Consider the following 26,040-nt stretch of genomic DNA (forward strand, 5'->3'; position numbering starts at 1 on the left):
ACGCGTATGTGGGCCGATATGAGAATTCCCTGTTAAAACAGGCATTAAAGACTGCGGATATGCGGCCTTTGCCACAAAAATGCGTTAATGCATCATCAATGCGTTGCCCTGATGGTGTTTTTACGGCTAGAAACGCCAGCGAGAGAACGCCGTCTCCGCAACGACGGCTAGTGGGACAGTTATCCGATGGGTTTTGCAAGGTCTGAACGCATGAATATCACAGCACGGGCTTTGCTCGTATCGTTCCTTCTGGCCGGTACCGGTGCGGTGGTGACGGGTTGTAATACCAAAAAGGATATCGACATCACCAAGCTCGGTGTCGAGACCGATCCTCCGGAAATGCTCTACAATCAGGGTCTGGCCAACATCAAGGCCGGCAACATGACGGAAGCCGGCAAGAAGTTCGACGCCATCAACCAGCAGCAGCCTTTCTCCGAATGGGCGCGCAAGGCGCTTGTCATGAGCACCTTCGTCAAGTACCGCACAGGTCGTTACGACGATGCGGTGCAGACAGGTAACAGCTACCTCAAGCAATATCCCGGCTCGGAAGATGCCGACTATGTCCAGTATCTGGTCGGCGCGTCCTTTGCCAAGCAGATCGTCGACGTGACGCAGGACCAGCGTGCGGCACAACAGACGATCGAGGCGATGACCAAGCTCGTCAACACCTATCCGAAGTCGCAATATGTCAGCGATGCGCAGGAAAAAATCCGCTTCGCCAAGGATCAGCTCGCCGGCAAGGAAATGCAGATCGGCCGCTACTATCTGGAGCGCAAGGATTACCTCGCGGCAATCTCGCGCTTCCGCATTGTCGTGGAGCAATATCCGACCACCAACCAGATCGAAGAAGCACTGGCGCGGTTGGTCGAGGCTTACTACGCGATGGGTATCGTCCAGGAAGCACAGACGGCAGCCGCCGTTCTCGGCCACAACTATCCGGACAGCCGCTGGTATAAGGATTCCTATCAGCTGCTGCAGAAGGGTGGCGTGGAGCCGAGCGAAAATTCGGGCTCGTGGATTTCCAGAGCGGGCAAGAAACTTCTTCTTGGGACGTGAGATTGAGCGCAGATGCTGATCCAGCTTTCGATCCGCGATATCGTTCTGATCGAGCGGCTGGATCTTGTCTTCGAATCCGGGCTCTCGGTGCTGACCGGCGAGACGGGCGCGGGCAAATCCATCCTGCTTGACAGTCTGTCGCTGGCGCTTGGCGGGCGTGGCGATGGCGGCCTCGTGCGCCATGGAGAGGACCGCGGCCAGGTGACCGCGGTTTTCGATGTCGGTACACAGCATCCGGCCCGCAAGCTCCTGCGCGAAAACGGCATCGACGATGACGGCGACCTGATCTTCCGTCGCGTCCAGTCCGCCGACGGCCGCACCAAGGCCTTTGTCAACGATCAGGCGCTCAGCGTCCAGCTCATGCGCCAGATCGGGCAGCTTCTCGTTGAAATCCATGGCCAGCATGACGATCGCGCGCTTGTCGATACGGACGCGCATCGCACATTGCTGGATGCCTTCGCCGGCCTTGCGGAAGAGGCGCAGGAGGTCGGCAGGCTTCACAGGGTCTGGCGCGATACCGACCGCACCTTGAAGAAGCACAGGGAGCAGGTGGAGAAGGCCGCCCGCGAGGCGGACTACCTTCGCGCCTCCGTCGAAGAACTGGAAAAGCTCTCGCCGCAGGATGGCGAGGAGGATGAGCTGGCTGAAACGCGCTCGCGGATGATGAAGGCCGAGCGTATCGCCGGCGATATTGCGGAGGCTTCGGAATTTCTCAACGGCAATGCCTCGCCCGTTCCGCATATTGCGTCGTTGGTGCGCCGGCTGGAGCGCAAGAGCCATGAAGCGCCGGGGCTGCTGGAAGATACGGTGGCGCTGCTCGATGCCGCTCTCGACCAGCTTTCCAACGCCCAGATGGAAGTAGAGGCGGCGCTGCGCAAGACGGAATATGATCCGCGCGAACTGGAGCGGGTCGAGGAGCGCCTGTTTGGGCTGCGGGCCGCCTCGCGCAAATATTCGGTGCCGGTCACAGAACTGCCGGCATTGGCCGAGCGCATGGTTTCGGATCTTGCCGATCTCGATGCAGGTGAGGAGCGGCTGGCGCGGCTTGCCGCGGAGCTTGCCGCTGCCAAGGCAGAGTATGATGCGGCAGCACGCGGCCTCTCGGAAAAGCGGCGCCATGCTGGCGAGGCCTTGGCTGAGGCCGTCATGGCGGAATTGCCGGCGCTGAAGCTCGAGCGGGCACGCTTCATGGTGGAGATCACCAGCGATCCCGAAGCCGGCACGGCTGATGGCATTGACGTCGTCGAATTCCATGTGCAGACCAATCCCGGCACACGCCCCGGGCCGATCACCAAGGTCGCGTCCGGCGGCGAATTATCGCGGTTCCTACTGGCGCTCAAGGTAGCGCTCGCCGATCGCGGTTCGGCGCCGACCCTGGTGTTCGACGAAATCGACACCGGCGTCGGCGGTGCCGTCGCGGATGCGATTGGTCAGCGGCTGAAGCGCCTCTCCGACCGCGTGCAGGTGCTGTCCGTCACCCACGCACCGCAGGTCGCCGCACGCGCCGCGACGCATCTCCTGATCTCCAAGGGACCGGTTGCGGACGGTTCTGAAAAGATTTCCACGCGCGTCGCCACCATGGAGCCGAAGGACCGCACCGAGGAAATCGCCCGCATGCTCGCAGGAGCTTCGGTGACGGAAGAGGCGAGGGCGGCCGCCAAACGCTTGCTCGCAGGCAACGGCTGATCGCCCACCCCTTTGATCGTCTGATTTTTCTCTTTCTTTTACCCGGTTCGAACGGAAAAACCGCTTCGCACTTTTCCTCCAAGTGCTCTAGAACATTTCCGAAATCCGGGAGTGTAGATTCATGAGCACCGAACAAAAGCCCGTCGAGGATTTGACCGAAGAGGAAGCGGCCGCGGCACTTGCTTATCTGGCTGCGGAGATTGCGCGCAACGACGCGCTCTATCACAGCAAGGACGCTCCGGAGATTTCGGATGCGGATTACGATGCGCTGAAGCGGCGTAACGATGCCATCGAGGCCCGGTTTCCGGCCCTCATTCGCGCCGACAGCCCTTCGCGTCGAGTCGGTGCCGCGCCGTCCGAGACCTTCGCGCCCGTCGTCCATGCAAGGCCGATGTTGTCGCTCGACAATACGTTCTCGCAGGAAGACGTGGAGGATTTCGTCGCCAGCGTCTATCGCTTCCTCGGCCGCCTTCCGGACAATTCCATTGCCTTTACTGCCGAGCCGAAGATCGACGGGCTCTCGATGTCGATCCGCTACGAGAATGGCCGGATGGTGAGCGCCGCGACGCGCGGTGATGGCACGACCGGTGAAAATGTCACCGCCAATATCAGGACCATCAAGGAAATCCCGCAGACTTTGCCAGCTGGCGCTCCCTCTGTCGTCGAGGTGCGCGGCGAGGTCTATATGGCCAAGAGCGATTTCCTGGCGCTGAACGCGCAGATGGAGGCCGAGGGCAAGCAGACCTATGTCAATCCCCGCAATACGGCCGCAGGCTCGCTGCGTCAGCTCGACGCCAAAGTGACCGCCAGCCGCAAGCTGAAGTTCTTCGCCTATGCCTGGGGCGAGATGTCCGACGTGCCGGCCGACACGCAATATGGCATGGTGCAGATCTTCAAATCCTGGGGTTTCCCGGTCAATCCGCTGATGGAGCGGCTAAGTTCGGTTGCCGACATTCTCGGTCACTACGAGGAGATCGGCCTGCAGCGGCCTGATCTCGATTACGATATCGACGGCGTCGTCTACAAGGTCGACAGCCTGGAACTGCAGGCCCGCCTCGGTTTCCGTTCGCGCTCGCCACGTTGGGCGACGGCGCACAAATTCCCGGCGGAACAAGCATTCACGCGTCTGGTCGGCATCGACATCCAGGTCGGCCGCACAGGGGCGCTGACGCCGGTCGCGCGGCTTGAGCCAATCACCGTCGGCGGTGTCGTCGTGACCAATGCGACCCTTCACAACGCCGATTACATCAAGGGCATCGGCAACAAGGGCGAGCCGATCCGCGATGGCCGCGATATCCGCGTCGGCGACATGGTAATCGTGCAGCGGGCAGGCGATGTCATCCCGCAGATTGTCGATGTCGTGCTGGAAAAGCGCGAAACATCGAGCGCGCCCTACGAATTCCCCAAAGTCTGCCCGGTCTGCGGCAGCCACGCGGTGCGCGATATCAACGACAAGACCGGCAAGGTCGACGCGGTCACTCGTTGCACTGGCGGCTTCATCTGCCGCGCACAGGCGACCGAGCATCTCAAGCATTTCGTCTCGCGCAACGCCTATGACATCGAAGGCCTGGGCTCGAAGCAGATCGATTTCTTCTTCGAGAGTGAGGACCCGGCGCTGCAGATAAAGACCGCGCCTGACATATTTACCCTGGAGAGACGTCAGCAGGCATCGCTTGCCAAGCTGGAGAATATTGACGGTTTCGGCAAGGTCAGTGTCGGCAAGCTTTATGCCGCGATCAACGAGCGGCGGCAGATCGCCTTGCATCGCTTTATCTTCGCGCTGGGTATCCGCCATGTCGGCGAGACGACGGCCAAGCTGCTCGCACGTTCCTATGGAACTTACGATGCCTTTGAAGCTGGCATGAAGGAGGCAGCACCGCTTGCGGGCGACGCATGGAACGACCTCAACAATATCGAGGGCATCGGCGAAGTGGTGGCGCGCGCCATCGTCGAATTCTACAAGGAGCCTCGCAATACGCAGGTGATTGCGAAGCTCTTGGAGGAAGTTCGCCCCCAAGAGGCGGAGCAGCCGGTGACCTCAGGCAGTCCTGTGGCCGGCAAGACGGTCGTGTTTACCGGCTCGCTGGAAAAGTTCACGCGCGACGAGGCCAAGGCGAAGGCGGAGAGCCTCGGTGCCAAGGTCTCCGGCTCGGTTTCGAAAAAAACCGACATCGTCGTAGCGGGACCGGGCGCCGGCTCGAAGCTCGACAAGGCGCGTGAATTCGATGTCCAGGTCATGACCGAGGACGAGTGGCTGGATTTGATTGGTGGATGATGGAAGGCGGCGGAATTGCGATCCGCCGCGCTTGAATGCTTAGAATTTCAGGCGTGCCATCGTGAATGCATCGACATATTCGCCGTTGCGGAATGCGAAGGCGCGCAGCCGGCCCTCGGTTTCAAACCCGAATTTCTCGTAGAGCCGGATCGCCGGCGCATTGTCGACATAGACGGTCAGTTCCAGACGCTTGATCGCAAGCCAGTTGTCCGCCGCGTCGACGAGGGCGCCCAGCAGTGCCGATCCGATGCCGCAGCCCGCAAAATCGTCATGCACACCCATACCGATATTGCCGGTGTGAATCCGCCGGCCAGCAAGGCGTTGCATGCCGGCATTGCCGACGACCTGTCCGCTTACCTCCGCGACAAGGCGGACTGAGTTCGGGGCGGGCTTTTCCAGCCATTCCCGTGTTTCCTCAAGGCTTTGAAAGGGCAGGCGCAAAGTGCCGGCGCGGAAACCGGGGAGATTGGCGATCGCCGCTATCGCTTCGGCGTCCGATGGCCGCGTTGCGCGAATCTCGATCGGACCGATTTTGCCTGGTCGTCGCTTGCTTGGGTCGTCTTGGTCGGAATTCATGGGCTCTCCTTTGATGTCGGGGGGAGGAGAGCAAGGAGACTTCAACCCTGCTCGCCTCGGCAGGGTTGAGATGGATCGCGGTCAGCTCAGCGCAACACAGCTTCCACTCGCCCTGCAAAGGGAGAGATGGTGAGATGCATCGTGATGGTGCGGTTTGCGATCATGGGTGGATGATCCGTCGCGCTGCGAAGGTTGTCAATCGCTCGTTGCAGAAATCCGTTGACCAAGCTGCCAGGCATCAAGGCTGAATGAGATTGTGCATTCCATATATTGCTTGACAGGCAACCATTTGGTTGCTTATAAAACAGAAACAGTCAACTAAATGGTTCCGTATCCGTGAATGATGATGCCGTTTTCAAGGCGCTGGCGGATGCCAGCCGGCGACAATTGCTCGACAGGCTCTATGAGCGCAACGGGCTGACTCTGAACGCGCTTTGCGAGGATCTGGATATGAGCCGCCAGGCGGTCGCCAAGCACCTTGCCATTCTGGAAGAGGCCAATTTGATCTCCTCGGAAAAGCATGGCCGCGTGAAGCTGCATTTCATCAACGCAGTCCCGATCAACGGCATCGCCGAGCGCTGGATCAACAAGTTCGAACGCCGGCATCTGAACGCGCTTTCGGCGCTGAAGAAGGCGTTGGAAGACGAGGGCGGCCAATAATCGCCCCGAGAGCGACTATTCAAACCAGGAGAAATGACATGACCGGAAGCAAGTTCGTCTACGCCACCTTCATCCGCACCACGCCGGAGAAGCTCTGGTCGGCGCTGACTACGCCGGAATTCATCAGGCAATATTGGTTCGACATGGTCCATGACACGGAATGGAAAGTCGGTGCACCGTGGAAAATGCTCTTTCCGGATGGTCGCGTCGCCGACACCGGAGAGATTGCAGAGTTCGATCCACCTCGGCGCCTGGCGTTCAAATGGCGCAATGAATTTCGCCCGGAGTTGAAAGCCGAAGGCTGGTCGCGCTGCATAATGGAATTGGAGCCTGCGGATAACGCCGTGAAGTTGACCGTCACCCATGCGATCGACGCGGAGAACTCCAAATTCATCGAGGCTGTGTCGGGCGGCTGGCCTAAAATTCTGTCGAACCTCAAATCGCTGTTGGAGACCGGATCAGTCGCGATCAGCTAGAAGTAAGCTGGAGCGCATTCAGTTTCCGTTGAGACGCCGGCGCTTCGGCGACGGCGTCCCGGCTGTATTCGATGCGGTTTGCCAGCCTTGTCTTGCATCGTTCATCGGCAGTCTTACTTTAGCCATGCCGCTTTTGCTCCCAGCGGCCGCTGTTGGAGGATGATTGATGCGCTTACCGAAATTGCTTGCCGCCATTGCCGCGTCTTTTCTGGCCATCGCGCCTGTTTCCGCTTCCGCCGAGGTCGTCGGCAAGGTCGGCGTGGATTGGACGGGCAATGACATTCTGGTCGATGCCGTGCCGGACCCGGAAGTCACCGGCGTGACCTGCCATGTGACCTATTTCGATCGCAGCGTTATCGACCGGCTGCGCAAGGGCAACTGGTTCGAGGATCCCTCCAATAATTCCATCGCCTGCCGCCAGACAGGACCGATCGAAATCGGCGATATCAACCTGTCGCAAAGCGGCGAAGAGGTGTTTCGTGCTGGATTGTCGCTCATCTGGAAGAAACTGGTCGTCACCCGGATCTACGACAAGAAGAACGACACGTTGATCTACCTCATCCATTCACGCCAGTTGGTGGATGGTTCAGCCAAGATGGCGATTTCGACGATACCTCTGTTTGGTCAGCAGGTTACATGGAAGAAGGGTAAGCCTAATTAAAGCGAAACGCGACTTCTGCGCGAGATGCTTGTCATTACCAGGATACCGCAATCACAACTGATGAAGAGATAGTACCAAAAAAAGTCGTACTCTTGGGTTGTCGAATTGCTTCTGGTTGCTTTCGGTTTGCACCTTTTTGATGCAATTTTGAAAGCGAACACGGAGGCGACTCTTGCCCCTGTTCACGGCCTGCAAGACCGGCATCATTGGCTACACCCCTGCCAAAGCCGGTTATATGAAAAACGATCGCCCTGGAGCCGAGCTTCAGGGCGATCTTTAAGGGGTAATTTCTAACTTGTTGAAATCAGGCGGCTTGGGCCAGCTGGTCAGCAATAACCGTATCGAGGTTGAGGAAGCAGACCATGGTCTTTTCCAGCGCCACGATGCCACGGCAGAAGGCGCGCTGTGCTTCCGGAACAATTTCCGGCGCCGGCTGCAGGTCTTCGCTCTTGATCGACATCATGTCCGAGACCTGCTCGACAAGAAGCCCGACGAGCTTGCCGGCAATATCCGTGACGATGATGGCCGAACGCTCGGAAGGCTCCGTCATCTTCATGCCGAGGCGGCAGGCCATATCGATGACCGGGATAACTGCGCCGCGCAGGTTGATGAGGCCGAGCACGTAAGGCGGCGTATGGGGCATCGGCGTCACCGGCGCCCAGCCGCGGATTTCGCGGATAGCCATGATGTCGATGCAGAATTCCTGGTCGCCGAGATGGAAGGAGACGATTTCCAGATAGGCGCCCGATTGCTTGATGGTGTTCGTCATGTTCGAGAACTTCCCGATTGGCATCGCCGGCAAGCGACGCTCGCGATTGAAAAAGAGATCGGCTGGAGCGGCTTGGGCAGCGGCAGCATCCGGTGCTTCGGCGCAAAACGCCTGGCTTTCCGGCGGGCGTCATGCCCTTCTGAAATAAAGAGTTTGCCGCGTTTTCGGACGGCGGGCGAAGTCGAGTTCGACCTTTGAAAGAGATGTTGGCGCGGACAGGTTAGGATTGGTTTAACATGATCGTAGATTTTGTCTGATCGAGCCTGAGCGAAGCAGGGAAGCAAGGCAAGCAGAGCTTGAGAGACCTTGAAGCGCATGCTGCGACGATTTCGGCCACTTGCGAACATCTTCTTGAATTGCGTCCTCCACGTCGAGCCATTACATCGGCTGAAGAGCGGCGCGCTGCCTTTCGGGTGCGGTCGCCGGAATTGGTGAGGAAAGGCAGTCATGAGAAGCGTACGGATTGCGATTTGGGTGGCCGTGTTGATCGTGGCCGGAATATTGGGCTGGCTGAGCTTTGGTGGAGGCAAGTCGCCCGAGGTGGCGGCATCCGGTCCCTATGGCGTGCCCTTCACGCTCGTTTCGCAAAGCGGCCAGCCGATCAGCGAACAGGCATTTCGCGGCAAACCGTCGGCTATCTTCTTCGGCTATACGCATTGCCCGGATGTCTGCCCGACGACGCTGTTCGAGCTGAACGGCTGGCTGCAGAAGGTCGATCCGGATGGCAGCAAGCTTAACGCCTATTTCGTCACCGTCGATCCTGAGCGCGATACGCCCGCCATGATGGACCAGTACGTCTCCAATGTATCGAAGCGCATCACCGGAATTTCCGGCGATCCCGCCAAGGTGATGGACATGGTCAAGGGCTTCCGAGTCTACGCCAAGAGAGTGCCGGTGGACGAAAAACAGCCGAATGGCGACTATACGATGGATCATACCGCTTCCGTGTTCCTGCTGGATTCGGCGGGCCGATTTGCCGGAACCATCGCCTATGAAGAAGACCCGGACGTGGCGACGAAGAAGCTGGAGAACCTGATCAAGAAGGGATAGGGCCTGCATGGGCGAGGGGTTTGGCGAACGGGAAAAATCCAGATCCATCCTGATCGCAGGCGCAGGGCCAGTCGGCCTTGCAGCCGCGCTTGAACTCGCCCGACGCGGCTATAGGCCCCGCATCATCGACGATGGCGCCGGCCCGACGGCCATGGAGGAGAGCCGGGCGCTTGGCGTCAACGCCCGCACGCTGACGCTGCTGTCTCCCGCCGGCGTTGCAGAGCGCATCCTTGCCGCCGCCCAGCCGATAGAGCGTTTTCGTATCCGCTCGGACAAGAAGATCCTTGTCCAGCTGGATACTCGAGAGGTGAAAGGCCGCTTCGGCGCCATTTGCGGCTTGTCGCAGGGCGCCACCGAGCGCCTTTTGATGGAGGCGCTTTCGGCTCATGACATCTCGCCCGAATGGCAGACCGCGGTGGTTGCGGAGGCCATATCGAACTTTCAGAAACCGGAGATCACACTGCGCCGGATCGACGGTACGTCGGAGACGGTTCGGCCGGATATCCTGATCGGTGCTGACGGCGCGCATTCGGCCGTCCGTAAGGCGCTTGGTGCTGGCTTCCCAGGCAAGGCGCTGGAGGCTTTCTTCTATCTCGCCGATTTTCGCTATGCAGGGCCAATCGATACGCATTACGCCGAGATCTCGCTCTTCGATCCCGGCATGGTTGGGCGCCTGCCTGTTACGGCCGACGTCATCCGCTATATCTCGACGCTGGAGGATTTCGAAAGCCGCATCGTTCATCCGGCTGCCATTGCCAGGAAGATCTGGGCCTCGCAATTTCGCATCAACTTCCGCCATGTCGAGCCGATGGCGAAAGGGAATGTCTTCCTAGTCGGCGATGCCGCTCATATCCATTCGCCAGCCGGCGCGCGCGGCATGAATCTCGGCATCGAAGATGCCTGCTGGCTTGCGTGGCTCATTGCGGAAGGCCGCGAACAGGAGTATTCGGCCTTGAGAATTCCCGCCGTGAAGCTGGTATTGAAGCAGACCTACGGCCTGACGCGACTGGTGACCATGAGAAATCCGCTGGCGATTGCGGTGCGCAATCTGTTTGCGCCGTTATTTCTGCGCTTTGGCTCGGCCCGTCGGACGTTGCTTCGGAGCGTCGCCGGCTATGACACGCCGAGACCGCCCTGGATCGACTGGGCCGAATAAAAACGAGAAAGAGCGACGAGTGAGCGAAATCCGCCTTTATGTAACGACGACCGAGGAGAAGGCCGGGCAGATCCTGGACCTGATGACGCCGGTATTCGAAGACGAAGAGTTGCCGATCGCAACGACGGAAATCGATGAAAAGAACGATATTTGGGAAGCGTCGATCTATCTCTATGCCGTGGACGAAGAGGAGGTGCTCGGTCGTTTCGAAGCGCTCCTGAAGCCCACCTTCGCCGAGCTCGCTATTCAAAAGGAAGTACTTCCGGATATCGACTGGATCGCCAAGTCACTGGAAGGACTGAAGCCCGTGCGCGCCGGCCGCTTCCTCGTGCATGGCTCGCATGATCGCGACAAGGTCGGCCCCAGCGATATTGCCATCGAGATCGAGGCCGGGCAGGCCTTTGGTACGGGCCATCATGGAACGACGGCGGGCTGCCTGGAGACGATCGAGAAGGTTCTTGCGAGCCGCCGCGTGCGCAATGCGCTCGATCTCGGCACGGGCAGCGGTGTGCTGGCGATCGCCGTGCGCAAGCTGCGCAACATTCCTGTTCTGGCGACGGATATCGACCCTGTCGCCGTTCGCGTCGCCCGGGAGAATGTCCGCAGCAATGGGATCGCTTCCGGCGTTGCATTGGAGACGGCGCCCGGCTTTCATTCCACGGCCTTTTCCCGTCATGGACCATTCGATCTGATCATCGCCAATATTCTGGCGCGGCCGCTCATCAAGATGGCGCCGCAGCTTGTAGCACATCTGGCGCCGGGCGGCTCGGTCATACTATCAGGTATCCTGGCCGAGCAGCGCTGGAAGGTTCTGGCGGCCTATAACGGCGCCAATCTCCGGCACGTGCGCACGATCTGGCGCAATGGCTGGGTCACCATCCATCTCGACCGGCCTTGAGCCGGTCACTTCCCGCTATCCCAATTGCAGGTAATAAAAAAGGCGGTGCCGAAGCACCGCCTTAAGATCGACTTTCACCGATCTTGCCCGCGAGCGTGTGGAGGAGGAGTGCTCAAGCGGGCTCTAAGCGTTCCGATTGCGATCCGGGAGGGAGGAGGAGAACCGGATTGCGATCGATATAGAACGCGTAGCTCGTAAACTTCTTAGCGGCGACCGCCGCGGCTTGCGCCGATTGCCTTTGCGGTTTCGACTTCGAGCTGACGAAGCGAGCCGACGGAATGGCGTACGGTGCGACGCTCGCCAGCCAGCGCCGGGCTAACATATGCGGAGCGGGTGATAGGCATTGTCTTCAAGTCCTTGGTTCGAGTGGGTTCGTCGTGAACCCCGTTTGATGCGGCGGATATAGCGACTCGCTCGCCGGCGTGGCAGGGGGGCAGCTTCATGGGAGCTATGCGTGATATGCATGCTTTCTGCCGTGAAGTTGTCATATTTGGTCGGCGATGCTCACGAAATAGGCGGATTCGTTAACAGCCGGGGACCGGGTTGTGCGTTATCACGAGGAAGATAGCGCCGTTGCTGCGCATATCGTCGCCATGATCGAAAATCACGTCGCGCTTCCGGCCATCATGCTCTAACATACTGGCACTATTCGGTTTCACGGATTCTCCACCAGTCTCGGATCAGCTCATGTTTCAGTCTTTCGACGTCAATTCCACTCCGCAATTCGGCCGCGAGCGCGTCGCTGGCTTGCGTGCCGCCTTCGGTGATCTCGGCATCGACGGCTTCCTCGTGCCGCGTGCCGACGAGTATCAGGGCGAGTATGTGCCCAAATGCTCGGAGCGCCTGGCATGGCTTACAGGTTTCACCGGATCGGCAGGTGTTGCGCTTATCACACACTCCCAGTCCGTGGTTTTCGTGGACGGCCGCTATGTGACGCAACTTGCCGAGCAGGTGGACCGCAGCGTTTTCACCGGCGGCGATCTGGTAAACGAGCCGCCGCATATCTGGCTGCCGCGGCATGCGAAGAAGGGTTTCCGGCTCGGCATCGATCCGTGGCTGCATACGGGCGCGGAAGTGCGGCGGCTGGAAAAGGCGTTGGCCGAGATCGACGGCAAGCTCGTCTTCCTGCCCCACAATCCGCTCGACAAGCTCTGGACGGATCGGCCGGCCGAGCCGCTCGGCGGCGTTATCATTCAGGATATCGCTCAGGCCGGCGTGCTGGCCAAGGACAAGCTTGCGACCATCGCCGGCAATCTCAAGGAAAAGAACCTCAAGGCGGTGCTGATCACCGATCCGTCTTCGGTCGCCTGGATCTTCAATATTCGCGGCAGCGACGTGCCGCACACGCCGCACCCCCTGGCGCGTGCCATCATCTATGCGGAGGGTGAGGCCGAACTCTTCCTCGACAAGCGCAAGACGAAGGTCGAGGCAGAAGCTTACCTCACGCAGATCTGCAAGCAGTTGCCGCCGTCCGAACTTACCAAGCGTCTGGCCGCTGCGGCAGCGGACAATGGACGAATCCTGGTCGACCCGGATCTCGCCTCCTATGCCTTAACCGATATCATCCGTCGCGAGGGCGGAGAGGTTGTGGAGGGCAATGACCCTGCCAAGCTGCCGCGCGCCTGCAAGAATGCCGCTGAAATCAACGGATCAGCCGCCGCCCACCTTCAGGACGGCGCCGCCATGGTCGAGTTCCTTTACTGGCTGGAGACGAGCAAGCCGGGGACGGTGACGGAAATCGCCGCGGCGGAACGGCTGGAAGCCTGCCGCGCCCGCGTTGGCGAAAGCATGCAGAACCCGCTGAAGGACATTTCCTTCGACACGATCTCGGGTGCCGGCGAGCATGCGGCCATCATGCATTACCGAGTGACGACGGCGAGCGACCGGCTGATCCAGGCAGGCGAACTGTTCCTCATCGATTCAGGCGCGCAATATATCAACGGCACGACCGATATTACCCGCACGGTCGGCATCGGCGCCGTTTCCGAAGAGCAGAAGCGCCTCTTCACGCTGGTGCTGAAGGGGATGATCGCCATCAGCACGGCGCGCTTCCCGAAGGGCACGCGTGGCTGCGATCTCGATCCGCTGGCGCGCATCGCGCTCTGGAAGGCGGGTGTCGATTTTGCCCATGGCACAGGCCACGGCGTCGGTTCCTATCTATCCGTGCATGAGGGGCCGCAACGCATCGCACGGCTCGCTGTGCAGGAGCTGCTTCCCGGGATGATCCTTTCCAACGAACCCGGCTACTATCGTCCGGGTCATTTCGGCATCCGCATCGAAAACCTGATCTATATCCACGATCCGGAGGAGATCGAAGGTGGTGACATGCCGATGCTGGGTTTCGAGACTCTGACCTTCTGCCCGATCGATCGCAGCCTGGTTCTCGTCGAGCTGCTGACGCATGAAGAACTAAACTGGCTGAACGACTATCACGCGAAGACGCGCGAGGCGCTGATGCCGTTGATCCATGATCACGATATCAGGGCATGGCTGGAAAATGCCACGATCAAGCTCAACCACTAAGAAACATGAACCCCATCCCGCTTCGAAACGGGATGGGGTCTTTCGTGTCTCAAACGCCGATGGAATGGCGCCACGCCATGACGACGATCCATCCTGCGACCAGCATATAGGTCGAGGGGTAGCGCAGTCCGACGAGAAGGGCGGCAAACATCGCCACCTTCGTGTCCCAGCCGCCGATGAAGAAGGCGGGGGCGACGAGCGTTGTCAGCACCGCGGCGGGTACGGCATTCAGCGCGGCTTCGACGCGCGGCGGAATGCGGGTCATCTTGACGATCAGGATATAGCCGCCGATTCGCGTCAGGAAGGTCACCACGGCTGCGGCCAGAATGAGCAAGACCATGTGCGGATTGAAATCGAGCATGGTCAGACCTCGTGGCTTTCGTGCGCGATATCAGGCTTGCGATTCGCCTTCACCGGCGGCAGCACTGCAGCCAGCGCGACGCCTGCCAATGCGCCGATGCTGACATGCCAGGGCGAGCCGACATAGCGATGGGCTATGGCTGATGCGACTGCGCTGACAGCAACGACCGGCAGGAAATTGTCGCGCGTGCGGAAGCCCATGACGATGCCGAGGAAATAGACCGGCAGCAGGATATCGAGACCGATGGCTTTCGGATCTCCGATCAGGCTGCCGAGAAGACCGCCGACCAGGCTCACCACTACCCAGGGAACATAGATCACCGCGGCAAAGCCGATATACCAGGCGAAAGTCACGGGCTTGCCGCTTTCATGACGCTTGATCGTTTCGGCGAATTGCGGATCGACAAGCAGGAAGAAAGTGAAGAACTTCTCTACCGCCGAAAAGTGCCTGATATAACGGGCGATCGCCGCCGAATAGAGCACGTGGCGGAAGTTCACGGCCAGGATCGACAGCACGATGAGCCAAGCCTGGACATGGTTACCGAAGAGATCCAGCCCGACCATCTGGCTGGCGCCGGCATAGACGGTACCGCTCATCAGGGTCAACTCGCCGAGCGACATGCCCTGGTCGCGCGCCAGCGCACCGAATAGGGCGCCGAAGGGCGCTGCGGCGAGGCCGACGGGAATGCCGCCCTTCAACCCGTCAAGAAATTCCGCGCGACTCATGGTCCGCTCTGTCCTTTGTGGAAAAACCGGTTTTGCTCCGGATGCGGGTCGGGGGCGCGGATCCTGCAGGGGGAACGACGACGTTGTACCCTTGCGCATTTGCTTCCGCGCTATTCAATAGCGGGACGTGTAAGCTGTGCGCGCCGGACCAGCAATTGAATTTACTTGATGGATCGATTGATTTCCTTGATCCAGCGCTTTGAGACCGCTCGCAAAATGAGAGATGGAAAGATGAAGAAGATCACCTTTTCGAAGGAGGAGAAGGCAGCCATGGTTGCGCGCGTCAAGCGCTATTTCGCCGATGAGTTGGACCAGACGCTCGGCTCGTTGCCCGCCGAATTCCTGCTCGATTTCTTCACCGCCGAGATCGGGCCATATTATTACAATCAGGGCCTGCGGGATGCTCATGCTGCGCTGATGAGCAAAATGGAGGATTTCGGCGAGGCGATCTATCTGCTGGAGAAGGAGCCCCCCAAGGGCTGAGGCAGCTTCATTTCTTTGGCTGGAACGTGTGTTCCAGCGCGGGAAATGTGCGGGCCTTTACTTCCTCGGCATAGGCTTCGGCCGCCTTCGAAACCATGGGCGCCAGCTCCGCGAAATGCTTGACGAAGCGCGGCTTGAAATCGTTGAACAGGCCGAGCATATCGTCGGAAACGAGGATTTGCCCGTCGCAGGCTGCCGATGCGCCGATGCCGATGGTGGGAATGGTGACAGCGGCGGTAATCTCGCGGGCGAGCGGTTCGACCGTGCCTTCGATCACCATTGCGAAGGCGCCAGCCTGTGAGATCGCCTTGGCGTCACGCCGGATCTTGTCGGCTTCCTTGTCCGAGCGGCCGAGCGAGCGGTAGCCGCCGGTCGTGTTTACCTGCTGCGGCATCAGGCCGACATGGCCAAAGACCGGAATGCCGCGAGAGGTCAGGAACGCCACTGTTTCAGCCATTTCCTCGCCGCCCTCCAGCTTCACGCCGTCGCAGCCGGTTTCCTTCAGGATGCGCGCGGCACTGCGAAAGGCTTGCTCCTTTGATTCCTGGTATGAGCCGAAGGGCAGGTCGACGATGACGCAGGCATGCTTGGCGCCACGCATGACGGCCTGGCCATGGGCGATCATCATATCGAGCGTGACGCCGACCGTCGTCTCCATACCGTAGAGCACCATGCCAAGGGAATCACCGACCAGCAGCAGGTCGCAATGCGGATCGAGCAGGCGGGCGATCGGTGTCGTATAGGCGGTTAGGCTGACGATCGGGCGCTGGCCCTTCATCGCCTCGATCGCGGCGGGCGTGATGCGCTTGGTGTGTCCGACAGTGCTCATCTCAGGCGGCCTTTTCGTTGTTTGATGGCTTGCGGCCGATGACCCGGTTGTCGAGCAGGCGGGTGGTGCCGATGCGCACGAAAAGCGCGATGAGAATAGGCTGTCCCTGCAAGGTCGTCAGCGGCTCCAGCGTGTCGGGATGACGAACGGCGGTGACTTCCGCTGTTGCCAGCAGCTCTTTTTCGATGAAGGTGCGCAGGGCTTCTTCGAGTGCTGCGGGATCATCCGCGCCGAGATCGTAGAGCCTCTCGGCCTCCGCCAATGCTTGAGGAACGATGACGGCGGCGGCGCGCTCCTCTTTCGAGAGATAGAGGTTGCGCGAGGAGAGGGCCAAACCATCCACATCACGAACGGTCGGCACTGGCACGACACGAACGGGCTGCGCCAGGTCCTCGACCATGCGGCGGATGATCGCCACCTGTTGGTAATCCTTCTCGCCGAAATAGGCACTGTCGGGCAGGACGATATTGAAGAGCTTGGTGACGACTGTGGCAACACCGGCGAAATGGCCGGGGCGAACCGCGCCCTCCAGCTCCGTGCCGAGCTTCGGCACGTCGACCACCGTTTCCATCGGTCGCGGATACATGTCGCTAACGCTGGGGGCGAAGAGAAAGTCGACGCCGGCACCACGCAGCATGGCGCTGTCACGCTCGAGATCGCGCGGATATCTCGTCAGATCCTCATTGGCGCCGAACTGCAGCGGGTTGACGAAAATGGAGGTGACGACGATATCGTTCTCGGCCTTGGCGCGGGAAACGAGTCCCATGTGGCCTGCATGCAGGTAGCCCATTGTGGGAACCAGGCCGATGCGCCTGCCGGCCGCGCGATGTTCGCCGAGCCGTTCGCGCAGAGCGGCTATCGTGTTGACGATCTCCATAGTGGCACTCCTCCCAAGGCAGCGCCGCCTTACACTGCCCATTCCATCCCTTGAATTTTGCGGGCCCTTCTAACGTGTGCAGTGCAAAAAAGCAATTCAAGGGCATTCGGTGTCAGCCTGGAGGATGCCATCGTCCGAGACCGGCCGAATTCGGTTTCGGTGCCGCTCCTTTGGAAAAAGGGAGCCGTTCCCAGGGACATAGTCCGTGGGAACGAAAGTGGCATAAACTCGATTTTGCGAGACTTCAGACCGAGCGGGTCAATCCGCCGTCGACTTTGAGGTTCTGGCCTGTGATGTAGCCGGCACCGTCTGAAGCCAGGAAGGCGACGGTGGCGGCGATTTCGGCGCTGGTGCCATAGCGCTTCATCGGCACGTTGTCGCGGCGCTCTTCGGTGGCTGGCAGGCTATCGATCCAGCCTGGCAGGACGTTGTTCATCCGCACATTGTCGGCGGCATAGGTATCAGCGAAAATCTTCGTATAGGAGGCAAGGCCGGCCCGGAATACCGCCGAGGTCGGGAACATTGCCGACGGCTCGAACGCCCATGCTGTGGAGATGTTGACGATGGCGCCGGACTTCTGCCTCTGCATAATGGGAGCGACGAGACGAACCGAGCGGATGACATTCATCAGATAGACGTCGAGACCGGTATGCCATTGCTCGTCCGTGATATCGAGGATCGGAGCGCGCGGACCGTGGCCGGCGCTGTTGACGAGCGCATCGATCCGGCCCCACTTTTCCATCGCTGCATCGACCAGACGCTTGAGATCGTCATTGGACTGGTTGGAGCCGGTAACGCCGATCCCGCCAAGTTCCTGAGCGAGAGCCTCGCCCTTTCCGGAGGACGAGAGGATGGCGACCTTGAACCCATCGGCGGCAAGGCGCCTGGCACTTGCTGCACCCATGCCGCTGCCGCCCGCAGTGATAATTGCCACTTTTTCTATCGACATCTATGCTTCCTTCGTCGTCTTGCTCCGGCAGGACCGATTGCCCTAAATCTGCCGATGAAATATCATCTTCTCGGCGCGGACGCTAAGCAGCTAAACTCTTATCTGTCAGTAGAATAACTATCGCATGAATAGTTCACCAGTTAAACTTCCTTCTCTGAACGCTCTGAAAGCGTTCGAGGTGGCTGCGCGTCATTGCAGTTTCAGGCTGGCGGCCGAGGAACTCGGGGTTACTCAGGGCGCGGTCGCTCAGCAGGTGCGAGGGCTGGAAGCCGAGCTCGGCGTAAAACTGTTCGAGCGGATGCCGCGGACTTTGGCTCTGACCGGTGAAGGGCGAGGCTATATTGCCGACATCAGGCGCGCCTTTGAAATCATTGCCCGCGCGACTGGCGACCTCAACCCGCAACCCGTCAGGCTCACCATCAGCACCACGCCGACATTCGCATCGAGATGGCTGATCCCACGCCTGCCGGATTTTACAGCCCGTCACCCCGATCTCGATCTCCACATCCTCGCGACGGAACGCGTATCGAGCTTCCAGGCGGACGGAGTGGACCTTGCGGTCCGTTATGGGCGACCACCCTTTGGGCCGGGACTTGCGACCGAGCTGCTCTTCGAACAGGAAATCATTGCCGTTTGCAGCCCGGCGCTGCTGCATGATCGAAAGCCGCCAAAAACATCAGAGGAGCTTGCGGACTACGTGCTCCTTCATGATGCCCACAATTCCTGGCCCGAATTCATCGACAGGCATCTAGGGCAGACTGCGCAGGCATCCTACAAGGGGATCAGTTTCAGTCAGACATCGCACGCGATCGAGGCCGCCATTGCTGGGCAGGGCATTGTGCTTGCGAATCGCGATTTCGTTGCGCGCGACCTAGCGGAAGGCCGCCTGACGCAGATAATTCAGGGATCGCTGAGCGGCCCCTCCGACTTTTATCTCGTCTGGCCGCGTTATCGGAAGTCCTCTGCTCTTGAGACGGTGATTGCCTGGATGAGCGAGGAGGTGAGACGGAAATCATCGGCATGATGTCATGACGCTGCCGGCATTTTTTACCAGGTTTGGGCGTTGGGTCAGCTTCGTCTCCAGAGATTAGCGCTTTCCTCAATCTTTTGCTGTTAGCTGCCGGCATGGCAAAGATCGTGGCGTTGGCTGCATATTTCTATCAGGCGGCGGTTGCCTTCGGGCTGCTGATCGTGGTGGCGCATCTGCTGGCTCCGGCGGATTACGCGGCCTATTCGCTGTTCATCTCGATCAGCCAGTTCGCAGCGATTTTCTGTTTCGAATGGGTTCGCTTTGCCTGCAGCCGTTTCTATCCAGGACAGGGGTCTGGTAGCGAAGCCCGAGAGCGTAAGGCATTGACCATCGAATTTGCGGCGTGCTCGGCGATCTGCCTGATTGCGGCTTCTGCATCGATCTTCTTTTCCGTATCGGCGGAGATTGCCGTGCTTGGCGGCCTGGTTGCGATCTTCCAGGGCGGCAGCGACCTGCACCTCACCATGCTGCGCTTCCGCCAGGAATTTCGTATCTTTTCGCGGCTGCAGGGCTCGCGCGCAACCATTCTCGCAGCCGGCACGCTCGCGGGTGCTGCTGTCGCCCCGACCTTCACATGCACCGTCATCGGCCTAATGGCGGGTTACGGCGCTTATGGTCTCCTGGCGGTCTTTCTGACCCGTAGCAGCCTGCGCGAGGCGGCACCTTTCGAGCCAGCGCTGTTCCGCAAGCACTTCGTCTATGGCAGCGTTGCGGCCAGCGCCTCCGTTATCGGCATGCTGACGCCGCTGGGATTGAAATCCATTCTCACAGCCACGTTGGGAGCGGGGGCCGCAGCTGGTGCGCTCCTGGCGCTCGATCTGCTGCAGCGCCCCTTTGTGCTGATCGTCTCCGCCCTGCAGGCCATTCAATATCCCGATGTCGTCACGACCTATGATCGTGATGGGGCAACGCCGGCCTTTGCCAAGCAGCTTGGGGAATATTATTCGCTTTTGACCGGCCTTACGCTCATGACTGCGGCCGGCATTTTCGCCCTGCTGCAGCCCGTGGGGCAACTGGTCATCGCCGCCGGTTTGCGCAAGGAGTTTCTGGCAGTTGCCCCCTTCGTCATCGGCCTTGCGACATGCCGTGCCTTGACCGCCAATATGATGCCGACGCCGGCGCATCTGCAGCATCGGCTACGGACGATCTTCCTGCTCGCGGCGCTGGACTGCGTGCTGCTCAATGCCGGCACGCTGGCCGGCGGTTACCTCGGCTCCTACAGCGATGTTGCACTCATGGCCGGCGGCATGATCGGCGCTGTGTGCGCCATGGCGATCGGCGTGAGGGTGATGGCGTCTCTTTCCTTCGATTTCGTCTGGCCGCCGGTGGTCTTCTCCGCCATTGGTCTTGCGGTGCCGGTGCTGGCGACGGCCGGTTTCGGTTATTCGCTCTGGATATCGGTGTCGCTCGGCGTGGTCGGCGGCGCGCTCTTTTGCCTGCTCGGCCTCTATAGCTACTTCGCCACCATGTTCCGGTCGCAGAACCGATCCTGAAGTCTCTCAGAGATCTTCGAGAATAGAGAGCACGCGGTCGGCGCTGGCGTCCCAGGAGAAGCGGGTGACATTCTCATGGCCGCGCCGGCGCAGATCCTGGCGCAGTGCGTCGTCCGTTGCGATCCGGTGCATGGCGGCAACAAGTTCATCCTGTCGGAAGGGGTCGAAGTAGAGCGCGGCATCACCCGACGCCTCGCGCACGGCGGGGATATCAGCGGCGAGCACCGGGCAGCCCTGCGTCATCGCTTCCAGGGGCGGGATGCCGAAACCTTCATAGAGGCTCGGGAAGATAAAAGCGGTGGCATGTCGCTCCAGAGCGGCGATCTCGGCATCGCTAAGGCGGCCCGGAAAGAGCATGCTGCCGTTTGACTGCTGGTCATCCGATTTGAAGACGGTCGGCGCGGAGCCGCCGACGACCACGAGTTTCTGATTGTCATCCTCGAGCGTCTCGAAAGCGCGGATGGCGAAGTCGAGGTTCTTGTTCGGCTTCATCGTTCCCACAAGCAGGAAGAAGCCGTTCGTCTTCAGGCCAAGCCGCTGCATTACGGCCTCATCCGGCTCGATCGTGGCATAGTGATCGACGGCATTGTAGACGACGTCGATGCCGCCTGAGGGAACCCGGAACACGGAGGCGAGCTCCTGTCGCGAGAATTCGGAGACAGTGCTGATCTTGGCGGTGCGCGTCAGCACTGTGCCAAGCGCAGCATGTAGCAGGCGGTAGCTGCGCTTGAAGGATTGCGGATGGCGGAAGATCGTCACGTCATGGATGACGACCGCCTGGCGGCGATGCAGGAGCGGGCCGCTGCCGCCGAAACCGATCAGCCGGCTGCCGCGCGAGCGCGAAAGCAGCGATGTCTGCTCCCAGACGTGGCCAGGGCCGGAACCGAAGCTGTCGATTTCGATGGAGGAGAGCCTGATATCGATGGGCGTGTTGCGCGGTACGGCCAGACGCCAGCGCGCGCTTTTCAATAAGGCGGGCAGTGTGCCTGCGGAAATCTTGCGGTCGAGCGCTAAAGTGAGCTCGCGCGCGAAGCGCTGCACGCCCGACAAGGGTTGGCCGAGGAAACGCCCGTTGATGACAATCGACTGCACGCTAGAGGTCCCGATATCTCAGAGCAATTCCGGGAAAAGTGCGAAGCGGTTTTCCGTCCGGAATTGCGTGAAAACAACGAGATAGAACGGTTCAAAGATTTGAACCGTTCTATCGATCGGGAAGAGCTTGCACCATTTTGTTTAGAGAAGGTTTAGCCTGGCCGATGCGATTTTACGCAAGCGCATCCTTGCTGCTGATCATCGCGACGCCACGGGCTCGCATTTCGTCGATCGCCGCCTTAACGCCGGCTGGATCGATGCCTCGGCTGGCATCCTCGATGAAGCGGACGGTGACGTCAGGCAGCATCTCGACGGCGTCGATCGCGGAGAACTTCACGCAATAATCCGTTGCCAGCCCGCACAGATCGAGCTCGGTGACGCCTCTGTCGCGCAGATAAGCCGCCAGTCCGGTAAGGGCTGCCTGGTCATTGTCGCGGAAGGCGGAATAGCTGTCGACCGCGGGGTTCTGGCCCTTCTGCTGGATGAAATCGACGGCATCGAGGTGGAAGGCAGGGTGGAACTCGGCATCCTTGGTGTTCTGGACGCAATGGTCTGGCCACATCATCTGCGGCTTGCCCGAAAGCGTGCCGATTTCGAAGGGTTTCTTGCCGGGATGGGAGGAAGCAAAGCTGCCGTGGCCGGCCGGATGCCAGTCCTGCGAAGCGACGATCAGATCGTATTTGCCGCTGTCGATGAGTTTGTTGGCGACGGGCACGACTTGATCCCCATCCGGCACGGGGAGATTCCCGCCGGGGCAGAAGCCGTTCTGGATGTCGATGAGCAGCAGTGCTTTCATGAGGCCTGTCCTTCCCGTTTTGTTGCGCCGCACGATGCCAAGCGGTGCGCCTTGGATCAAGCCCCTTGCGCTCCGCTAGAAAACCGGCGGAGCGCAAAGTTATGTCAGTCTCAGGCCGGCTTGTGGCCCTTGAGCCCGTAGAAGGCGATATAGACGTAGCAGATGATCGGCATCAGGAAGGCGAGGTGAATGCCGATCGTATCGGCAAGGCCGCCCTGGATGACCGGCAGGATCGCACCGCCGACGATGGCAAGGCAAAGAATGCCCGAGCCCTGGCTCGTATATTTGCCGAGGCCGTGCAGAGCCAGGCTGAAGATCGTCGGGAACATGATCGAGTTGAACAGGCCGATTGCCAGCACGGACCACATGGCGACATGGCCTGTTGTCAGCACGGTGACGACGAGCAGGATGATGACCGCGGCGGCGTTGAAGGCGAGCGCCTTGCCGTCATCGATATGACGCATGATCAGCGAACCAATGAAGCGTCCAACCATCGCTCCGCCCCAGAAGTAAGAGACGTAGTGGGCGGCATCGGCCTCGGAGAGATGGGCGATATCGGGCTGGCTCAGGAAGTTGACGAGGAAGCTGCCGACGCTGACTTCGGCGCCGACATAAAGGAAAATTCCGACAGCGCCGAGCACGAGATGGCGGTACTGCCAAGCGGAGCCGCCGCCGCGCATCGGTTCGACGGTTTCTTCATCTTCGACCTCGGGCAGCTTCAACGCAGCAAAGACGGCGGCGAGCACCAGAAAGGCGACAGCGAGAAGCAGATAGGGGAATTTTACCGCGCCGGCTTCGGCAAGCCGCATGGCATCGATCTGCTCGGGGGTAGCGTTGGCCGCTGCAACGGTCGCGGCGGACAGGATCAGCATCGCGCCGAAGTATGGTGCAATCGTCGTGCCGAGCGAATTGAAGGCCTGCGTCAGGTTCAGCCGGCTGGCGGCGGTATCCGGCGGTCCCAATACGGTGACATAGGGATTGGCGGCAACCTGCAGGATCGTGATGCCGGTGGCGAGCACGAAGAGCGCGCCCAGGAAGAGCGCATAGACGCGATAGCTGGCGGCCGGGATGAACAGGGCGCAGCCGACTGCGGCAATCGTGAGGCCGACGACGATGCCCCACTTATAGGTGATGCGCTTCACAAGCGCTCCGGCCGGCAGCGATACGATGGAGTATGCACCGAAAAAGCAGAGCTGGATGAGCATCGCTTGAGTGTAATTGAGCTGAAAGACGCTCTTCAGATGCGGGACCAGAATGTCGTTCAGGCAGGTGATGAACCCCCACATGAAAAAGAGTGAGGTGAGTGCGATAAGCGCGAATTGGTAATTGCCCTGGCCTTGGCGTGCGGATGCACGGGCGCTGGTGGACACAGAGCTTGTTGCTGAGCCAGCCACTTTTTTTATCCTCGGTTCTTGTTGTTGCCAGGCTTCGATAGCGACCCGGGCGAAAAGCCCGAACGGGCCGAAAGAAGGACTGGCAGCGGCTTGCCGAGACGCCCGCAAGAAGCGCGGAATCCCGAAGCCGCTTAAATCGATATAATCGATTGGATCATTATTGGTAGCTTGCTAGGAATGCGGATTTTGCAAAGCAGCAATGCGGTTTGCTGCAGTGGCGAAGACGTCGAGTAACGCAATCCGGCTTTCCTAGGACGTAGACTCATAAAGCGGACTGTCGGCTATCGCCCAATTGAAGACGTTCAGGTAGTCAATCCATGGTCCCGAAAGCAGCCAAAGCGCGCTCCCGAAACCGTCGCGATAAAGGCTCGCAGGTCGGCCAGCATCAGTTCCGGCTCTTCCAGCGCGGCGAAATGCCCGCCCCGCGGCATGTCGGTCCAATGCACGATGTTGTAGGTTTTCTCCGCGAACGAGCGCGGCGGCGGCAAGAACACCGGATCAGGAAAGGCCGCAACGCCGGTCGGCACCTGGATGCGGGTGCCGGCCGGAAGCATCAGCGACCCCTCAATCCGGCTGCCGTAGTAGATCCAGGTTGCAGTCACGAACGATGCCGGCGCGATGTAGAGCATGATGTTGGTGAGGAGTTCCTCCTCGGAAAACTTGCTCCATATGTCCGGGGCGCCATCGGCGGTTGTCGGAAGATCGGCCCACTTGCCGAATTTTTCGAGTATCCAGCCCGCCGCTCCGACCGGGCTGTCGGCCATCGCGACGCCAAGCGTCTGCGGACGGGTTTCCTGCTCGTGAAAGTAGGCCCTCTCCCAATCGGCAATCGCGGCCCGCTTGGCGGCGAAGGACTTTTCCTCGTCGGTCGTCGGAGCGGCATCCTCCGCACGCACGGTCATCATGTTAATATGGATGCCGAGCAGAGTGTCCGGTCGATCATGCGCTGCCCAGGCCGCGATGCCGTGGCCCCAATCGCCCCCTTGAATGAAATACCGCGCGTCGCCGAAGAGTTGGATCATCAGCCCATGCACGAGCGCAGCAGCCCGCCGCGGGCCGATCGGGCGCGTGATCGGGTTGGAGAACGCGAAGCCAGGAAGCGAGGGGGCGACAACATCGTGCCCGTCCGCTGCGAGCGGCTCCAACAGCCGCTCGAACTCGAGATACGAGCCCGGCCAGCCGTGGAGAAGCAGGACGGGCGGCTTGGAGCCGTCGCCTTTCACATGAACGAAGTGGAGGTGCTCGCCTTCCACGTCGGCCGTGAAGTTGGGGAGTGCGTTGAGGCGCCGTTCGACCACACGCCAGTCGTAGCTGTCCCGCCAATACGCGGCGAGCCGCTTGAGGTCATCAACCCCGACCCCCGCTGACCAGCCCCCCGCATCCGGCAGCTGGCTCCAGTCATAAGCCTCGACCTTGGCTCTGATCGTGGCGAGCCGTTCGTCAGGGATGTTTATTGTGTAGGGTGAAATCATGATGTTTTCCACTTAAGCTGGGATGCGGTTCGAGGAAGAGGGTGTCCACGACCGGACCACCAACCATCCGACAAAACGCTGGCTGCGTGAACGGCTGACGACGTTGGCCGTCGAAGGGTAATACCGACTGAACGGAAGGCTGCGCACGACGTTTCCTGAAACGCCATCCTTTTTGCGAACGGCGCCGCGGCACAACGTTTGCTATGCAGCTCGGCGTTGCCGTAGGCGCAATGTCCGCTTTCCTGCCCATCTCGGACATTCGGCCATCGAGCCGAAGGTGGTCGTTTATGGGTTCACGGCCTAGTCTTTTTTGGATCCTGACCTTTCCGCCTCGATTAAGCGAGGCCAAACGCTCTTCTGCTGCCGTCCCAACCGGTCTTGACCAGGAACTGCTCCCAGGTGAGACTGGAGGGATTGATCCGCCTGCTCCACGAGAGATCCCGGTCTTTCCGGAAATATCCGTATTCGACCGCGTATTCCGCCATGCCGATGTTTTCTCGAACGAGCTCGGGATTTTCCCCGAACTCCGGAAAATGACGAACCAACTCATCAGGGGTGTAGGCGGATGCATACACAGCCTTCCGGCCCGTGACGCGCTGGAAGGTCTCGATCATCTCGGCCGGTGATAGAACGTCCCCGATGATCGGTAGCGTTTGCCCGGCATAGATGTCGGGATGGTCGAAGATTTTCAGAACGGCTGGCCCTGTCGCCGTCAGCGGATCGACGAAGGGTGCTCGGAAATGCTCCGGCAGA

Annotated in this window: 26 protein-coding genes; 13 read left to right on the forward strand and 13 right to left on the reverse strand. The window is 60.1% G+C overall.

All coding sequences use genetic code 11. The annotated features are described in order from the left end of the window. The first annotated feature begins 186 nt into the window (after positions 1-186). From FP026_RS12505 to ligA, 3 genes are all read left to right on the forward strand, one after another. Entirely contained in the window at positions 187-1,056 is an 870-nt protein-coding gene (locus FP026_RS12505; RefSeq protein ID WP_188112557.1) for an outer membrane protein assembly factor BamD, read from the forward strand. 12 nt (positions 1,057-1,068) lie between these two features. Beyond that, entirely contained in the window at positions 1,069-2,742 is a 1,674-nt protein-coding gene (recN, locus tag FP026_RS12510) for a DNA repair protein RecN (protein ID WP_149634922.1), read from the forward strand. 121 nt (positions 2,743-2,863) lie between these two features. Continuing rightward, positions 2,864-5,017 carry an NAD-dependent DNA ligase LigA gene (gene ligA / locus FP026_RS12515; RefSeq protein ID WP_149634923.1) on the forward strand — a complete coding sequence of 718 codons (2,154 nt, stop codon included), beginning with the start codon at positions 2,864-2,866 and terminating at the stop codon, positions 5,015-5,017. A 39-nt stretch (positions 5,018-5,056) separates the two neighbouring features. Here the strand turns inward: ligA and FP026_RS12520 are convergent, their stop codons facing one another. Then, positions 5,057-5,593 carry a GNAT family N-acetyltransferase gene (locus FP026_RS12520; protein WP_149634924.1) on the reverse strand — a complete coding sequence of 179 codons (537 nt, stop codon included), beginning with the start codon at positions 5,591-5,593 and terminating at the stop codon, positions 5,057-5,059. A 336-nt stretch (positions 5,594-5,929) separates the two neighbouring features. On the opposite strand from FP026_RS12520, the gene FP026_RS12525 reads away from it, so the two are divergent. The 3 genes from FP026_RS12525 (at position 5,930) to FP026_RS12535 (ending at position 7,390) form a co-directional block, all read left to right on the forward strand. Further along, positions 5,930-6,253, forward strand: a complete 324-nt coding sequence (locus FP026_RS12525) for an ArsR/SmtB family transcription factor (protein WP_149634925.1) — start codon at positions 5,930-5,932, stop codon at positions 6,251-6,253. 38 nt (positions 6,254-6,291) lie between these two features. Then, on the forward strand, positions 6,292-6,729 hold the full coding sequence (locus tag FP026_RS12530; protein WP_149634926.1) for an SRPBCC family protein: 438 nt from the start codon (positions 6,292-6,294) through the stop codon (positions 6,727-6,729). A 166-nt stretch (positions 6,730-6,895) separates the two neighbouring features. Continuing rightward, on the forward strand, positions 6,896-7,390 hold the full coding sequence (locus FP026_RS12535; protein WP_149634927.1) for a CreA family protein: 495 nt from the start codon (positions 6,896-6,898) through the stop codon (positions 7,388-7,390). Between the two features lie 304 nt (positions 7,391-7,694). Here the strand turns inward: FP026_RS12535 and FP026_RS12540 are convergent, their stop codons facing one another. Next, on the reverse strand, positions 7,695-8,159 hold the full coding sequence (locus FP026_RS12540) for a chemotaxis protein CheW (protein WP_149634928.1): 465 nt from the start codon (positions 8,157-8,159) through the stop codon (positions 7,695-7,697). A gap of 447 nt (positions 8,160-8,606) precedes the next feature. On the opposite strand from FP026_RS12540, the gene FP026_RS12545 reads away from it, so the two are divergent. The 3 genes from FP026_RS12545 to FP026_RS12555 are packed head-to-tail and all read left to right on the forward strand — an operon-like array spanning position 8,607 to position 11,263. Continuing rightward, positions 8,607-9,209 carry an SCO family protein gene (locus FP026_RS12545; RefSeq protein ID WP_149634929.1) on the forward strand — a complete coding sequence of 201 codons (603 nt, stop codon included), beginning with the start codon at positions 8,607-8,609 and terminating at the stop codon, positions 9,207-9,209. 7 nt (positions 9,210-9,216) lie between these two features. Continuing rightward, positions 9,217-10,365: an FAD-dependent oxidoreductase gene (locus FP026_RS12550; RefSeq protein WP_149634930.1), complete on the forward strand. Its 1,149-nt coding sequence runs from the start codon at positions 9,217-9,219 to the stop codon at positions 10,363-10,365. A gap of 19 nt (positions 10,366-10,384) precedes the next feature. Beyond that, positions 10,385-11,263, forward strand: a complete 879-nt coding sequence (locus FP026_RS12555) for a 50S ribosomal protein L11 methyltransferase (protein ID WP_149634931.1) — start codon at positions 10,385-10,387, stop codon at positions 11,261-11,263. A gap of 203 nt (positions 11,264-11,466) precedes the next feature. Here FP026_RS12555 and FP026_RS30195 read toward each other — a convergent pair whose 3' ends face one another. Continuing rightward, positions 11,467-11,607 (reverse strand): hypothetical protein, encoded by a 141-nt coding sequence (locus FP026_RS30195; protein ID WP_169644998.1) that lies wholly within the window; start codon positions 11,605-11,607, stop codon positions 11,467-11,469. A 343-nt stretch (positions 11,608-11,950) separates the two neighbouring features. On the opposite strand from FP026_RS30195, the gene FP026_RS12560 reads away from it, so the two are divergent. Beyond that, entirely contained in the window at positions 11,951-13,786 is a 1,836-nt protein-coding gene (locus FP026_RS12560) for an aminopeptidase P family protein (RefSeq protein WP_149634932.1), read from the forward strand. A gap of 49 nt (positions 13,787-13,835) precedes the next feature. On the opposite strand, the gene FP026_RS12565 is transcribed toward FP026_RS12560, so the two are convergent. Continuing rightward, a complete protein-coding gene (locus FP026_RS12565) occupies positions 13,836-14,147 on the reverse strand; it encodes an AzlD family protein (RefSeq protein ID WP_149634933.1) in 312 nt (103 codons plus the stop codon). A gap of 2 nt (positions 14,148-14,149) precedes the next feature. After that, complete coding sequence (locus FP026_RS12570) at positions 14,150-14,872, reverse strand: AzlC family ABC transporter permease (RefSeq protein WP_149634934.1); 723 nt, start codon at positions 14,870-14,872, stop codon at positions 14,150-14,152. A gap of 231 nt (positions 14,873-15,103) precedes the next feature. Between FP026_RS12570 and FP026_RS12575 the strand changes: the two genes are divergently transcribed. After that, a complete protein-coding gene (locus FP026_RS12575; RefSeq protein WP_149634935.1) occupies positions 15,104-15,355 on the forward strand; it encodes a DUF2164 domain-containing protein in 252 nt (83 codons plus the stop codon). A 7-nt stretch (positions 15,356-15,362) separates the two neighbouring features. Here FP026_RS12575 and panB read toward each other — a convergent pair whose 3' ends face one another. From panB to FP026_RS12590, 3 genes are all read right to left on the reverse strand, one after another. After that, positions 15,363-16,184 (reverse strand): 3-methyl-2-oxobutanoate hydroxymethyltransferase, encoded by an 822-nt coding sequence (gene panB, locus FP026_RS12580; protein WP_149634936.1) that lies wholly within the window; start codon positions 16,182-16,184, stop codon positions 15,363-15,365. A gap of 1 nt (position 16,185) precedes the next feature. Then, positions 16,186-17,061: a pantoate--beta-alanine ligase gene (gene panC, locus FP026_RS12585; RefSeq protein ID WP_149634937.1), complete on the reverse strand. Its 876-nt coding sequence runs from the start codon at positions 17,059-17,061 to the stop codon at positions 16,186-16,188. Positions 17,062-17,305: 244 nt separating this feature from the next. Next, positions 17,306-18,010: an SDR family oxidoreductase gene (locus tag FP026_RS12590; protein ID WP_149634938.1), complete on the reverse strand. Its 705-nt coding sequence runs from the start codon at positions 18,008-18,010 to the stop codon at positions 17,306-17,308. Between the two features lie 124 nt (positions 18,011-18,134). Between FP026_RS12590 and gcvA the strand changes: the two genes are divergently transcribed. Beyond that, positions 18,135-19,034, forward strand: coding sequence for a transcriptional regulator GcvA (gene gcvA / locus FP026_RS12595; protein ID WP_149634939.1), 900 nt, complete (start codon positions 18,135-18,137; stop codon positions 19,032-19,034). Between the two features lie 113 nt (positions 19,035-19,147). Further along, positions 19,148-20,533: a hypothetical protein gene (locus tag FP026_RS12600; protein WP_246665317.1), complete on the forward strand. Its 1,386-nt coding sequence runs from the start codon at positions 19,148-19,150 to the stop codon at positions 20,531-20,533. 6 nt (positions 20,534-20,539) lie between these two features. On the opposite strand, the gene FP026_RS12605 is transcribed toward FP026_RS12600, so the two are convergent. The 5 genes from FP026_RS12605 to FP026_RS12625 all read right to left on the reverse strand — a co-directional run. Next, positions 20,540-21,625: a glycosyltransferase family 4 protein gene (locus tag FP026_RS12605; protein WP_149634941.1), complete on the reverse strand. Its 1,086-nt coding sequence runs from the start codon at positions 21,623-21,625 to the stop codon at positions 20,540-20,542. A 172-nt stretch (positions 21,626-21,797) separates the two neighbouring features. Continuing rightward, positions 21,798-22,421, reverse strand: coding sequence for a bifunctional nicotinamidase/pyrazinamidase (gene pncA, locus FP026_RS12610; protein WP_149634942.1), 624 nt, complete (start codon positions 22,419-22,421; stop codon positions 21,798-21,800). A gap of 110 nt (positions 22,422-22,531) precedes the next feature. Then, the gene (locus tag FP026_RS12615) at positions 22,532-23,815 is read right to left on the reverse strand and encodes a sugar MFS transporter (RefSeq protein ID WP_432444109.1); all 1,284 of its coding nucleotides are present in this window, start codon (positions 23,813-23,815) and stop codon (positions 22,532-22,534) included. Between the two features lie 302 nt (positions 23,816-24,117). After that, complete coding sequence (locus FP026_RS12620; RefSeq protein WP_149634943.1) at positions 24,118-25,287, reverse strand: epoxide hydrolase family protein; 1,170 nt, start codon at positions 25,285-25,287, stop codon at positions 24,118-24,120. A 335-nt stretch (positions 25,288-25,622) separates the two neighbouring features. Then, the coding region (locus FP026_RS12625; protein ID WP_188112558.1) for an NmrA family NAD(P)-binding protein at positions 25,623-26,040 on the reverse strand (418 nt) is incomplete at its 5' end.

This window comes from Martinezella tropici (assembly GCF_008370325.1).
GTDB lineage: Bacteria > Pseudomonadota > Alphaproteobacteria > Rhizobiales > Rhizobiaceae > Rhizobium > Rhizobium tropici_B.